This window comes from Bacillus sp. FSL K6-3459 (assembly GCF_038003305.1).
Classification (GTDB): domain Bacteria; phylum Bacillota; class Bacilli; order Bacillales; family Bacillaceae; genus Bacillus; species Bacillus pumilus_O.
The window spans coordinates 3457764-3470699 of record NZ_JBBOOW010000001.1 but is presented as its reverse complement, the minus strand read 5'-3'; the positions used below and the strand labels follow the sequence as shown (position 1 = coordinate 3470699).

General features: G+C 42.6%; 14 protein-coding genes. 13 read left to right on the top strand and 1 reads right to left on the bottom strand.

From position 1 onward, the window contains the following. Positions 1-43: 43 nt before the first annotated feature. Positions 44-1081, bottom strand: coding sequence for a pectate lyase family protein (locus MHI35_RS17735; RefSeq protein WP_249407351.1), 1038 nt, complete (start codon positions 1079-1081; stop codon positions 44-46). Positions 1082-1555: 474 nt separating this feature from the next. Between MHI35_RS17735 and sigY the strand changes: the two genes are divergently transcribed. The 13 genes from sigY (at position 1556) to MHI35_RS17670 (ending at position 12846) form a co-directional block, all read left to right on the top strand. Then, the gene (gene sigY / locus MHI35_RS17730; protein ID WP_144520050.1) at positions 1556-2086 is read left to right on the top strand and encodes an RNA polymerase sigma factor SigY; all 531 of its coding nucleotides are present in this window, start codon (positions 1556-1558) and stop codon (positions 2084-2086) included. Further along, positions 2086-2397 carry a YxlC family protein gene (locus tag MHI35_RS17725; RefSeq protein WP_144520053.1) on the top strand — a complete coding sequence of 104 codons (312 nt, stop codon included), beginning with the start codon at positions 2086-2088 and terminating at the stop codon, positions 2395-2397. The genes sigY and MHI35_RS17725 overlap by 1 nt, the downstream gene beginning before the upstream one ends. Further along, the gene (locus MHI35_RS17720) at positions 2394-2606 is read left to right on the top strand and encodes a transcriptional regulator (RefSeq protein ID WP_088002567.1); all 213 of its coding nucleotides are present in this window, start codon (positions 2394-2396) and stop codon (positions 2604-2606) included. Before MHI35_RS17725 ends, MHI35_RS17720 begins: the two co-directional genes overlap by 4 nt. A gap of 314 nt (positions 2607-2920) precedes the next feature. Continuing rightward, positions 2921-4291, top strand: a complete 1371-nt coding sequence (gdhA, locus tag MHI35_RS17715) for an NADP-specific glutamate dehydrogenase (protein ID WP_211062694.1) — start codon at positions 2921-2923, stop codon at positions 4289-4291. An 83-nt stretch (positions 4292-4374) separates the two neighbouring features. Next, a complete protein-coding gene (locus MHI35_RS17710; RefSeq protein ID WP_249407340.1) occupies positions 4375-4488 on the top strand; it encodes a hypothetical protein in 114 nt (37 codons plus the stop codon). Between the two features lie 125 nt (positions 4489-4613). Further along, the gene (locus MHI35_RS17705) at positions 4614-5996 is read left to right on the top strand and encodes a copper amine oxidase (RefSeq protein WP_211062693.1); all 1383 of its coding nucleotides are present in this window, start codon (positions 4614-4616) and stop codon (positions 5994-5996) included. A 71-nt stretch (positions 5997-6067) separates the two neighbouring features. Then, positions 6068-6679 carry a class F sortase gene (locus tag MHI35_RS17700; RefSeq protein ID WP_211062692.1) on the top strand — a complete coding sequence of 204 codons (612 nt, stop codon included), beginning with the start codon at positions 6068-6070 and terminating at the stop codon, positions 6677-6679. Between the two features lie 236 nt (positions 6680-6915). Then, positions 6916-8862: a BglG family transcription antiterminator gene (locus MHI35_RS17695; RefSeq protein ID WP_211062691.1), complete on the top strand. Its 1947-nt coding sequence runs from the start codon at positions 6916-6918 to the stop codon at positions 8860-8862. Between the two features lie 119 nt (positions 8863-8981). Then, on the top strand, positions 8982-9287 hold the full coding sequence (locus MHI35_RS17690; protein ID WP_012011708.1) for a PTS sugar transporter subunit IIB: 306 nt from the start codon (positions 8982-8984) through the stop codon (positions 9285-9287). Positions 9288-9301: 14 nt separating this feature from the next. Further along, on the top strand, positions 9302-10651 hold the full coding sequence (celB, locus tag MHI35_RS17685) for a PTS cellobiose transporter subunit IIC (protein ID WP_012011707.1): 1350 nt from the start codon (positions 9302-9304) through the stop codon (positions 10649-10651). 26 nt (positions 10652-10677) lie between these two features. Continuing rightward, positions 10678-11004, top strand: a complete 327-nt coding sequence (locus MHI35_RS17680; protein ID WP_012011706.1) for a PTS lactose/cellobiose transporter subunit IIA — start codon at positions 10678-10680, stop codon at positions 11002-11004. Further along, positions 11001-12329, top strand: a complete 1329-nt coding sequence (locus tag MHI35_RS17675; RefSeq protein ID WP_335349545.1) for a 6-phospho-beta-glucosidase — start codon at positions 11001-11003, stop codon at positions 12327-12329. Before MHI35_RS17680 ends, MHI35_RS17675 begins: the two co-directional genes overlap by 4 nt. 118 nt (positions 12330-12447) lie before the next feature. Next, entirely contained in the window at positions 12448-12846 is a 399-nt protein-coding gene (locus tag MHI35_RS17670; protein ID WP_144520071.1) for a hypothetical protein, read from the top strand. Positions 12847-12936: the final 90 nt, after the last annotated feature.

Below are 12936 nucleotides of genomic sequence, written 5' to 3'. Positions count from 1 at the left end.
AAGAACGTTCGGACAGAGGTTTCTGCCCGAACGTTTTGTGGTTTTAAGGGTTTACTTTTCCAACACCAGCATTTGATACCACTTCTGATTTGACATTGTTCACGTTAAGCAAAGAGTAGTTATAAGGAGGGTTGTACGTACCTGTAGAAGATGTTGGCAGACTGCCTGAGCTGTTAATATATGAGTTGTTGATGACATGCCATGTACCGACTTGACGGCTGTCCCAGCTGCCGATCGCATTTTTTGTATTTTCAAATACGTTGTGCTCAATTCTCATTTTTGCGCCCATACGAGAGTTAATCGCTGTTGTATGGATACCTTTATAGTAGTTGTTATACACATGACCTTCCCCGAAGCGCATAGATGGTACCCGAGAATTCAGGTTTTCAAAACGGTTGTTGTGGAATGTAATTTTTCGGTTGTAGTTGTCGTTATCAGAGCTGCCCATGAGCATTGTTTTCCAGCTGTCATGAACATAGTTCCAAGAGAAGGTAATATAGTCGGAGTCATTTTTCACATCAAATAATCCATCATAATCATCTTTACCAGAGTTTAATGTATTGTACAGTTCATTATGGTCGACCCATACGTTTTTAGAAGCGCCTTCGATTCCGATGGCATCCTTGTCACCGATTTTGCTGTGATGAATTTTCAGGTTGCGGATGATGATGTTATTGGCACGCCATACTTTAATGCCAATTCCATTGAATTCACCTTTCGTGCCTTTGCCGACGATCGAGACATTGTTTGTATCTTTCACATCGATTTTATTGGCAGATGTATTAGAAGGGGTAATCGTCCCGTCGACAACAATTTTTAATTTTTCGTTTGTTCCTTTACTTTTGAGGGCAGCCAATAGTTCATTTCCGGTTTTGACTGTGACGGTTTTACCACCTTCACCGCCTGTTGTACCGCCATTTAATGTGGAGAACCCTTGTTGATTAAAATTGGCCATAATAGATGGGCTTTCGGGATACTTTGCTGCCGCTTTTGCCTCTCCATTAGGTGCAAATAATGAAGTCACGAGACCAACCGCTAACACACCAGCTAACATTGGAAATTTTTTCTTCAAAGTCAACATCTCCATTCATTTCGTTTTAATGTAAACGTTTCCAAAAATAAGCTGCAATTCAACTACTCCTCCTTCCTTCGCCAGTATCGCCTTTTTCGGAATGTAGGAAGAGCATAGCACGCAAAAAGGTATCATCGGCTAAGAATTGGCGCTGTGTATTCCGTGATTTTCTAGAAAACTAAGGCCATGATTATTTTATTTTCGTCTAAATGAGACTAGGATCATTGACGATAGGTATTGGGATGACCTAGTGATTATGAAAGAGAGCTTCTCCGCTTGATAGAAAATCAGAACGCATTATTTTGTTAGAGGCGAAAGAATGTCATAATCATTTCATAAGAAAAAACTGGATATTTAATGCTTCAATTACTGGACGAACAGGGAGAAAAGCAGACAAACTAAAAAAATGAATTCCATTTTGAACGATATCGTCATACGTGTCGTCTCATGAATAAGAGAAGAAAAAGGGAAGGAGGGGTGTGTTTGGAGCAGGCAGAAGAGACATTATTGATTCAGCGGGCAAAACAGGGGGATGATGCTGCATTTACAGCCCTATATCGTCATCATTATTCCTTTCTTTACCGTTATATAATGAAGCTCACCCTTCAACAAGAGCTTGCAGAAGAAATCATGCAGGAAACGATGCTGAAAGCGTACATGAAACTCTCTTCATTTAGAGGAGATTCCTTATTTTCAACATGGCTCATATCCATTGCATCTAGACAATTTTTGGATCACCAGAAGAAAAGAAAACGTGAACAATTGAGGGAAGGAAAGGCAAATCAAGAGACGATACGCCGTTTTAAATGGGAGATTCAGCAAAAGGGCCATACTTGGCACGAGATGTGGGATGCTCTAAACGAATTGAAGGCTCAGGAGAGAGCGCCGATTATTTTGCACTATTATTATGGCTTTACTTATCCAGAGATTGCTTCAATGCTCGGTATGAGAGAAGGCACTGTGAAGTCGAGGGTTCATCATGGGTTAAAAAAAATTCGAAAGGAGTGGTCTTAATGAAGGAAGATCAGTTCACAGAACGTTTAAAGGAAGAGTTACAGCAACTAGATGAACAGATTGAAGTGAAAGAACCAAGTGAACAAGCTGTCATGATGCTGCTAAAGCAGGCGAAGGAACAAGAGAAAAGGCGTTTTAAACAAGAAGTGCTGGCGTATGTTCTCATCAGTCTGACCATTCTCACACTATTTGTCGCTGCCATCACCCATTTGCCTATCATCTTCATTCTTCTTCAAGTCGTGAGTGTGCCGCTCTGCGTCGTTGTCGGCATCAAGGAATATCAACATATTAAAGGAGGGTCTTCCTTATGAGTCAGACGGAGATGATCATCTTATTGTGCGCATTGCCGTTACTATTTGCGCAGGGCCTGCTTTTATTTATGGATGCCAAGAAAAGAGGGCGTTACAAGTGGTTTTGGGGCATTGTCGGTTTAATTAACTTCCCATCGTCTTCTATTTTATATTGGCTTTGTGTCGTGTACCCTGATCGAAAAAAAGAAGAGAAGATCCGAAAAGATTGAGCAGACGGCCTATAAAACTTTAGGCCTTTTTTTCGTGTTGAAGATCAACTAGAAATCTTTCATGGTTCATCTAAATGTCAAAGAGTGCGGGATATATAGTGTCTAAAACATGATTTCTAGCTCAATAGTCATTCTGTAAGAGATACTTTCTAAAAACGATGACGGCGGCTGTTTGATCCATCTCAATTCGGCATCATTTTCATCTGTTATCAGTATTGATCAGTTTTTACAAATGGTGTTAAATTAATCTCAATATGCGTTAGAAAATCTAACAGGATAAATGTGTGAAGATATACAAAGGAGGCAGATGAGACATGTTGACCTTAGATCGAGCAGCACAAACAGCACAAAGCTACATCGACCGTGTGTTAGAAGAGGTGGAAAAACGAAATCCTGGTGAGGAGGAATTTCAGCAAGCCGTAAGAGAAATTCTAGAATCACTCGTTCCCGTTTTTGCAAAGCATCCAGAGTATGAAAAACAAGGCATTTTAGAACGACTCATCGAGCCTGAGCGGCTTGTAGTATTTCGCGTACCATGGGTAGACGATGAGGAGAAAGTACAAGTCAACCGTGGATTCAGGGTTCAATTCAACAGTGCCATCGGTCCTTACAAAGGAGGCATTCGTTTCCATCCATCTGTCAATGCAAGCATTATCAAGTTTTTAGGATTTGAACAAATCTTTAAAAACGCACTGACTGGTATGCCGATCGGTGGAGGAAAAGGTGGGTCAGATTTTGATCCTAAAGGGAAATCAGATGGAGAAATCATGCGTTTCGTTCAAAGTTTTATGAGTGAACTCAGCCGATATATTGGACCTGATCAAGATGTGCCAGCAGGTGATATTGGCGTAGGGGCACGCGAAATTGGTTATATGTTCGGGCAGTACAAGAAAATGCGTGGTGCTTATGAAGCAGGTGTGCTTACAGGGAAAAGCCCTGGATTTGGAGGCAGCTTAGCGAGAAAAGAAGCAACAGGCTATGGACTGGTGTACTTCATGGAAGAAATGTTAAAAGCGCATGGACTTCAATTTGAAGGACGTTCAGTTGTCGTATCTGGCTCAGGGAATGTGTCTATTTATGCGATGGAGAAGGTTATCGAGCTAGGTGGTAAGGTCGTAGCATGCAGTGATTCAAGCGGAGCGATTTATGATCCACAAGGCATTTCATTAGAAACAGTGAAACAACTGAAAGAAGAAAGCAATCAACGAATTGGGGCATACATAGACATTCACCCGCATGCTGAATTGATTGAAGATTGTGAACAAATTTGGTCTGTTCCTTGTGACATTGCGCTTCCATGTGCAACGCAAAATGAGATATCTGAAATGCAGGCACAGCAGCTCGTAGAAAATGGTGTGATTGCGGTAGGAGAAGGAGCGAATATGCCCTCTACTCTAAAGGCAGTCAAAGTTTTTGAACAGAATGATATCCTGTTTGCGCCGGCAAAAGCGGCAAATGCAGGCGGGGTAGGTGTCTCAGCGCTGGAAATGGCGCAAAATAGTGCAAGAATTTCTTGGACGTTTGAGGAAGTAGATGATCAGCTGAAACAAATGATGCAGACGATTTATCGTCAGTGTACAGAGACAGCAGCCGAATATGGACACTCTGGAAACTTAATCGTAGGCGCAAATATTGCAGGATTTCGTAAAGTGGCAGATGCGATGATCGCTCAAGGCGTGATTTAACTCCTGCTCTCCCGCACCTGTTTATTTCATGACAAGATGGGGAATCTTCCTTGTAAGAATGAGAATAAGGAGGCGCGGGAGAAATGAAAAAATGGCTGAAACAAATTTTTAAATGGGCACCTGTGATTTATCCAGTGGTGAGAAAAATATATAAAGAGCGGAAAGAATCTAAACGTCGTAACGTATCAGCCGGATAATCCGGCTTTTTTTTATGCATACATAACGAATGCGCAATGAATGAAAAAAAAGTTAGATTTGAATGATCCAAGTCATGCCTCACTCCGTTAAGTACATAACAAACGGAAAGAGGAGGCAATAACAGATGAACATGAAAAAAGCAATTTTAACTATCCCGCTTAGTGCAGCATTACTATTTCCGGCAGCTCATAGCGCAAGTGCACACGAAGGACATATGCATGGAGAGGCAAAGAAGATGTCTTCGTCACAAGAGGTGTCAAATAAAGCAACCGATCTTCGAGCAACTCTAGATCAGCTGTTTTCAGAGCACGCTTATTTAGCAGTCATCACAATGCAAAAGGGAATTGACGATAGCAAAGATTTTAAACAAGCAGCGGCAGCGCTAAATGACAACACAAATGACTTATCGGAAGCCATCGCTTCTGTGTACGGAAAAAAAGCAGGGAAACAATTCAAAGACATTTGGTCAAGTCATATTGGCTACTTTGTTGATTATGTACAAGCAACGGCAAAGAAAGATGAAGCAGGTAAAAAGAAAGCAGTTAAGCAGCTTGACCAATATCGCATGAAACAAGCCGATATGCTTGATCAAGCAACAGACGGTAGATTGAAAGCTAGCGAACTAGAAGAAGGCTTAAAAATGCACGTCAATGAACTGTTAAAAGCGTTTGATAGCTACACTGAAAAGGATTTTGATACGACCTATGAAACGGTTAGAAAATCTATTCATCATATGTTTGAAGTAGGAAAAGGCGTATCGTGGGCGATCACAGATCAATTTCCTGGGAAATTTGATCACAAATCAGTCGACACACCAGCCGCAGACCTTCGTGAAGATTTAAACTACTTGTTCTCAGAGCATTTGGCGCTTGCAGTCGTTGCTATGCAAAAAGGAAATGATGGCAGCAAGGACTTTGATCAAGCAGCGGCAGCTTTGAACGAAAACACAAATGATTTATCAGATGCGATTGCCTCTGTTTATGGCAAGGATGCAGGAAAACAATTCAAAGACATTTGGTCAAGCCATATCGGATACTTAGTTGATTATGTCAAAGCGGATGCATCAGGAGACAAAGAAGCGAAAGAAAAAGCGGTGAAAAACTTAGATGCGTATCGAATGAAGCAAGCAAAATTTTTAGATCAAGCAACAGATGGACGTTTGAAGGCAGCAGATTTAGAAGCTGGCTTAAAAATGCATATTGATGAACTGATCAAAACATATACGTCATACCATAATGGCGAATATGATCAGCTTTATCCAACAGTGCGAGAAGCGTACGGTCATATGTTCATGGTCGGTCAAGATGTGGCAGCAGCCATTGTTGATCAGCATCCTAAAATGTTTAAATCCAAGATGCCTAATGAAATGCCAAAAACAGGTATGGGAGGTACAGCCGGTCCTTTAGGTATGTCATATGAAGCCTTTGCAGGATTAATCGCAAGCTTGATCCTAGCCGGTGGTGCAATGGGTGCGTTCTTCCTTATTCGCCGCAAGACATCAAATTAAGCTCATATCAAAACAAAAGGGGGAACGTGCACAATCGTGCCGTTCCTTTCTTTCAAAGGAGGCAGATTGACTTGAAAAGATGGCTGTTTGGTCTTCTGATGCTTCTCATCATCACGGGCTGTGCATCAAAATCGATGGATGATTCGTCATCCGCTATAACAACCTCATCTCCTGAAGAAATGACAACAAACCAAACCGCAAAACAATCTCATTCAAAAGCCATATTAAAAGACGCACCATCCGGTATTGTACCGGCTGAAATTGCAATTCCGGCGATTGGTGTCAAAGCAAAAGTAGAGAAAACCATTTTATCTAAGGGTGGCAGTATGGGCGTTCCAAAAAATACGGACAACACAGCTTGGTTTAAAGATGGTCCAAAGCCAGGAGATAAAGGGAATGCCGTCATGAATGGTCATGTTGATAATAAATGGGGACCTTCTGTTTTTTATCGACTAAAGGAGCTAAAAAAGGGAAACAAGGTAATCGTGACCTCCTCGTCAGGTAAAAAGCGAACCTTTGAAGTCATCAAAGTGCAAAGTTATCCGCGTGAAGAAAAGCCAAATGCATTTTTCGGGTATGCTTTTACACGAAATCTCAATTTAATCACATGTACAGGGACATTTGATCATGCAGCTGGTACTCATGAAAAAAGATTGGTTGTCTTTACGCAGCTGATCTCATAATAAAGGCGATGGCACGAAGGTGCAGCGCCTTTTTTCATGGTTTTCAAACGGTCCTATAAAAAGATTCATAGGTCATTAGATACGGTTTGTTGTATAAATAGGGGCGTTTGTCATATAAATGAGTTGGCAATTTTTATTTCTTTTCAGTAGAATATGAGTAATGAAGAGAACTGCAAGCGTATACAACCTGTCCAGACAAGGCAGATTCTCCACCCTTACATAAGGAGGCCGATCTGATGCTGAGTAAAAGACTGGCGCATATTTTAAGTCAGTTAATGGCAGCGGAGACCCCGCTCACAAGCGCTGCGCTTTCTGTCAGCTTACAAGTGACAAGTCGCACCATTCGTACAGACATCAAGGAACTGAACGACCGTCTCGCTCCTTATCAAGCGGCTGTATCAGCCGTTCGAGGAGCTGGTTATGAGCTGTTGATCAACGATGAGAATGCCTTTCGCCGTTTTATGAAAGAAGAGGTCGAACAGGAAGAACCGCTGGCCGTTCTGCCGGAGGAACGCGTTCGGTTTATTTTAAAAAAACTGCTTCTTGCAGAGTCTTATGTGAAACTGGAAGATTTACAGGAGCAGCTGTTTATTAGTAAATCGACGATGAGTAACGATATGAAATGGGTCAAACGCAAGCTCGAACCCTTTGATCTAAAGCTGGAAGCAAAGCCGAATAAAGGCTGCCGGATCAAAGGATCGGAGATGAAAATCCGTTATTGTATGTCAGAATATTTATTCAATGAACGCCGTTCCTACCAAACGATGCTGAATACAGCAGTGACCATTTTGCCAAAACATGAACTGGAATTGATTCAGAAAACAATCATTGATTATATCAATGAAGAAAGAATGAACCTATCAGACATTTGCATGAATAATTTAATCGTACATGTCGCGATTGCCTGCAAACGGATTAGACACGGAAACTATGTATCTGTTTTACCAGAGGAAATCAATGAAATTCCACGGGCAAAGGAATACAAGGTCGCCAAAAAAATGGTGGAACGTCTTGAAGGACTGCTGGACGTCTCTTTTCCACAAGAGGAGATCGTCTATATCGCCATTCATTTGTTAGGAACAGCTAAAATGGTGCAGTCCTTTTCATCGAGCGGTCAAAAGCAAATTGTGGATGATGACACGAGCCGTCTTGTTCAGCTTATGCTGAAAGCGATTGACCAAAAATTGCAGTTGGATTTAGCAGGAGATGCGGAATTGCTGATTGGGCTCAGCCTGCACTTAAAGCCAGCCATGACTCGGTGTAAATATGGGATGAACTTAAGAAATCCGATGCTGGATGAAATAAAGGCGGGGTATCCACTTGCTTTTGAAGCAGGGATTGTCGCTAGCCGGGTAATTGAAGAAGAGACGGGGCTATGTATTCATGAGAATGAAATCGGCTATATCGCGCTTCATTTTGGTGCGGCTTTAGAGCGGAGAAAAATGGAGATTCCGCCGAAGCGATGTCTCATTGTTTGTGCATCTGGTGCAGGGAGTGCGAGGCTGCTGCAGGATCGATTGCGGTCACAATTTGGGTCAAAGCTGACCATTTTAGGCACAGCAGAGCTTTATTCGCTTCCGCATGTCTCTTTACATGCCCTGGATTTGATTATTACAACGGTCCCGATTCAGATGGATCTACCGATTCCCGTCATACAAGTGAATACTATTTTGGGAGGCGGCGACTTTTTAAAAATTGAAGAAGCTCTGACAAGTGAAACAAGGGTGACATTGGCCTCTCAATATATGAAAAAGGAATTGGTCTTTACAAAACGCGCCTTTCAAACAAAGGAAGAGGTCATCGCCTTTCTCACGAAAAAAGTCATCGATATGGGATTAGCACCAGCAGAGCTTACACCTTCTGTGATGGAAAGAGAAGAGGCTGCTCCTACATCCTTCGGGCATTATACAGCCATTCCGCATCCAATGACGCCGCTGACAGAAGAGACATTTTGGGCAATATGTACACTAGAAAAACCGATCATATGGGGAGAGAAAAAAGTTCAATTTGTTTGCTTGCTTTGTGTTGAAAAAGAGAATGCAAAAGACTTAAAAGGGATGTACCGTCTGCTGGGCGAGCTTGTGCACAATGTGAAATTCATTCAGCACCTCATCGCCTGTGATTCATTTGACGACATGCTCGATATCATGTACAAGAAGGCTCCTTCGTACAAGAATTCATAGTGTGATCTTAACTTTTTCCGCTTCCTAAAGGAAAAAGTATAGGTGTTTATGAAAGCGGTTTCATAATATGATGAGTGTGTAAAGAAAAGCTACACACTTTCAAAAGGGGGCGTTTACACATGAACATCTTATTGGTATGTGCAGCAGGTATGTCTACAAGCTTACTAGTTACAAAAATGGAGAAAAGCGCGCAAGAACAAGGAAAAGACTATCGTATTTGGGCAGTATCCGGAGATTCAGCAAAAAATCATATTGATCAAGCCGATGTGCTTTTATTAGGACCACAGGTTCGATATTTATTACCACAAATGAAAAAGCTAGGAGAAGAAAAAAGTATTCCAGTCGACGTCATCAATACCGTGCATTACGGCGTATGTAATGGGGCTGAGGTTTTAAAATCTGCTGAACAGTTAGTGAACGGATAAAGGGGGCGGAAGGGATGAATGGATTCAACCGATTTCTAGAAGAGAAGGTCATGCCGTTTGCAGGGAAGATTGCCGCTCAAAGACATTTACAAGCATTGCGTGACGGAATTGTTTTAACCATGCCTCTCATTATTGTCGGTTCACTGTTTCTCATTTTAGCCAACCTTCCGATTCCAGGATACAGCGATTTTATGGCAAGTATCTTCGGAGCAGAATGGGCCACGAAACTATCCTACCCTGTGAATGCAACCTTTGACATTATGGCACTTGTTGCAACCTTCGGGATTGCCTACAGGCTAGCTGAAAAGTATGCAGTGGATGCCCTATCATCTGGTGCGATCGCTGTTGCAGCTTTCCTTTTGGCGACACCATATCAAGTTCCTTTCACACCTGAAGGCTCAACAGAAGCCATCTTAGTAGGTGGGGGAATTCCAGTCACATTGATGGGCAGTAAAGGGTTATTCGTTGCCATGATTATTGCCATGCTTTCAACTGAAATTTACCGATTCATCGTCCAGCGGAATATCGTCATTAAGATGCCTGATGGTGTACCGCCAGCAGTGAGTAAATCGTTTATCGCACTTATTCCAGGTTTTGTGGTCATCACGCTGATCTGGGTCGCTAGACTTTTGATTGAGATGACACCATTTGAAAGTATTCATAATATCATCACGGTCTTAATTGGCACACCGCTTTCCATCCTTGGTGGAAGCTTAGGCGGAAGTATTGTCGCCATGGGCGTGCAAATGCTTCTCTGGGCTTGCGGTATTCATGGAGCAACCATTGTCGGCGGCGTCATGGGACCAATTTGGCTCGGTGCGATGGATGAGAACCGTCTCGCATTCCAAGCAGGAGAAGTGCTGCCAAATATCTTCACAGCGCAGTTCTTTGAAATCTTCATCAATGTCGGCGGAAGCGGTGCAACACTTGCCTTGGTGCTGACGATGATCTTACGTGCCAGAAGTAAACAAATGAAACAGCTTGGCCGACTTGCCATTGGGCCAGCTATCTTTAACATCAACGAACCGATCATTTTCGGAATGCCGATTGTCATGAACCCAATGCTTTTGATTCCGTTTATCCTTACGCCAATCATGATGATCATTACCACATATATCGGAATGAGCACAGGGCTTGTCGCAAAACCGGCGGGGATTGCGGTCCCATGGACGATGCCGCCTATTATTTCAGGCTATCTCGCCACAGGAGGCAAAATCTCTGGTGCTGTCATGCAGCTGATTAACCTGGCGTTGTCATTCGCTTTATACTACCCATTCTTTAGAATGTGGGATAAGCAGAAACTGAAAGAAGAAAGTGAACTAGAAACAAAAGCCACAACTGATGAAAATGTCGTCAACATGTAATAGAGGAAACAAGGGGGATGCGGCCGATGGAAATGGAACAAATTGTGTTTCAACTCATCTTACACGGCGGGAATGGCAGAAGCTCAGCGATGGAGGCCATTACATGTGCAAAGCAAGGAAACTTTGATGAGGCGAAGCTAAAATTGCAGGAAGCACAAGACGCGTTAAATGAGGCGCATCACGCACAAACAGAGCTGATCCAAGGAGAAATTAGAGGAGAAAAGACCGACATCAGTCTCTTAATGATCCATGCACAGGATCATCTCATGAACGCAATGACTGTCAAGGAGCTTGCGGCGGAAATCATCGAGCTCCATGAAAAAATGAAGCAACTCGGAGGTGTCAATTCATGAAAGAAGGAATCAAAATTGTCACAATAGGCGGAGGATCGAGCTATACGCCTGAGCTTGTCGAAGGATTTATCAAACGGTATCATGAATTGCCAGTAAAGGAATTATGGCTCGTGGATATTGAAGCGGGTCAGGAAAAGTTAAACATTGTGGGTGCTCTTGCGAAACGCATGGTCGAAAAAGCAGGGCTACCGATTGAAGTACACTTGACGCTTGACCGCAGGGAGGCCCTGAAGGACGCAGATTTTGTGACAACACAATTTCGTGTAGGGTTGCTTGAAGCACGTGCAAAGGATGAGAGAATCCCGCTGAAATACGGCGTCATCGGTCAGGAAACGAACGGACCAGGCGGTTTATTTAAAGGTCTTCGAACCATTCCAGTGATTCTAGACATCGTGAAGGATATGGAAGAGCTTTGTCCAGATGCATGGCTTGTGAATTTTACAAATCCAGCAGGTATGGTCACAGAAGCTGTGCTGCGCTACACGAATCTAAAAAAAGTAGTCGGACTATGCAATGTTCCAATTGGGATAAAAATGGGGATTGCCAAGGCGCTTGATGTGGATGTTGAACGGATCGAGGTACAGTTTGCGGGCCTCAACCACATGGTCTATGGATTAGACGTGTATTTAGACGGGGTCAGCATTATGGATCAAGTGCTCGATGAATTAGGAAATCCGAATAGTCAGTGGTCTATGAAGAACATTGAAGCGAAAAACTGGGAACCTTCTTTTGTGAAAGGCTTAGGAGTCATCCCATGCCCGTATCACCGCTATTACTATAAAACAAAAGATATGCTGGAAGAAGAGCAAAAGGCAGCTCAAGAAAAAGGAACAAGAGCAGAGGTTGTCCAGCAGGTCGAGCACGAATTATTTGAGCTCTATAAAGATCCCGATTTATCAATTAAACCTCCGCAACTCGAAAAAAGAGGCGGGGCGTACTACAGTGATGCGGCATGTAACTTAATCAGCTCCATCTATAATGATAAGCATGACATCCAACCAGTCAATACAGTGAACAGAGGGGCCATTGCCAGCATTCCGGCTGATTCAGCGGTTGAAGTGAACTGTATCATCACAAAGGACGGACCAAAACCAATTGCGACGGGTGATCTGCCTGTAGCTGTGAGAGGGCTCGTTCAACAAATCAAATCATTTGAGCGTGTGGCAGCAGAAGCGGCAGTCACAGGAGATTACGAGACGGCTCTTGTAGCAATGACGATCAATCCGCTTGTCCCATCTGACGAAATTGCAAAGCAAATTTTAGATGAAATGCTCGAAGCGCATCGTGAATATTTACCGCAATTCTTCAAATCAGTTAAAGCTTAAAACAAATGGCCCCTTTATGGGGTCGTTTTTTTATCATTGCTCCATATGGAAATTCAAAAAAGAAGTGTATGATAGTAAAAAACAACATGTATGGCTTCAAAGAAGGGACGGTTTGAGTATGGTTGCAATTGGTTTAATGCTTTACGGCTTTGTCGTTCAACCTCTGTTGAGTTATGGCACAGTGGTCTTGTTTTTGTATGGCATCATCGCATCATTTATTGGTCTTATTCGTCATAGACAGTATGTGTGGATATATGTTCTTCGCCTGCTCGTTTGTTTTACCATTCCAGTAACCAACCTGTTGATGTATTTCGCAACAATTGGTGGAGATGAAAGAGACTTTGATTTTCAGCCGATGCCGTTTGTTTATTATCTTGTTTTTATGATAGAAATCATCATCGTCTTTTTACCAGAGATCTTCTTACTGATCGAAAAAAAGAGGAGCATCAAAGGGAAACAGTGGGTATATGCAGGGGCGATTGTGGGTGTATCGGTCTTGTTCTGGTGTACGATTTAATAGAAGGCTGACTGGACATCTAAGTCTATTTATCACTCCTTAATGTGTTCGGAGAAGTAAATAAACAAAAAAAGAACCCTTCATGATTGA

Coding starts and splice junctions, on each gene's coding strand:
- MHI35_RS17735 (WP_249407351.1), bottom strand. CDS start 1,081: ATGTTGACTTTGAAGAAAAAATTTCCAATGTTAGCTGGTGTGTTAGCG.
- MHI35_RS17725 (WP_144520053.1), top strand. CDS start 2,086: ATGAAGGAAGATCAGTTCACAGAACGTTTAAAGGAAGAGTTACAGCAA.
- MHI35_RS17720 (WP_088002567.1), top strand. CDS start 2,394: ATGAGTCAGACGGAGATGATCATCTTATTGTGCGCATTGCCGTTACTA.
- gdhA (WP_211062694.1), top strand. CDS start 2,921: ATGTTGACCTTAGATCGAGCAGCACAAACAGCACAAAGCTACATCGAC.
- MHI35_RS17710 (WP_249407340.1), top strand. CDS start 4,375: ATGAAAAAATGGCTGAAACAAATTTTTAAATGGGCACCTGTGATTTAT.
- MHI35_RS17705 (WP_211062693.1), top strand. CDS start 4,614: ATGAACATGAAAAAAGCAATTTTAACTATCCCGCTTAGTGCAGCATTA.
- MHI35_RS17695 (WP_211062691.1), top strand. CDS start 6,916: ATGCTGAGTAAAAGACTGGCGCATATTTTAAGTCAGTTAATGGCAGCG.
- MHI35_RS17690 (WP_012011708.1), top strand. CDS start 8,982: ATGAACATCTTATTGGTATGTGCAGCAGGTATGTCTACAAGCTTACTA.
- celB (WP_012011707.1), top strand. CDS start 9,302: ATGAATGGATTCAACCGATTTCTAGAAGAGAAGGTCATGCCGTTTGCA.
- MHI35_RS17680 (WP_012011706.1), top strand. CDS start 10,678: ATGGAAATGGAACAAATTGTGTTTCAACTCATCTTACACGGCGGGAAT.
- MHI35_RS17675 (WP_335349545.1), top strand. CDS start 11,001: ATGAAAGAAGGAATCAAAATTGTCACAATAGGCGGAGGATCGAGCTAT.
- MHI35_RS17670 (WP_144520071.1), top strand. CDS start 12,448: ATGGTTGCAATTGGTTTAATGCTTTACGGCTTTGTCGTTCAACCTCTG.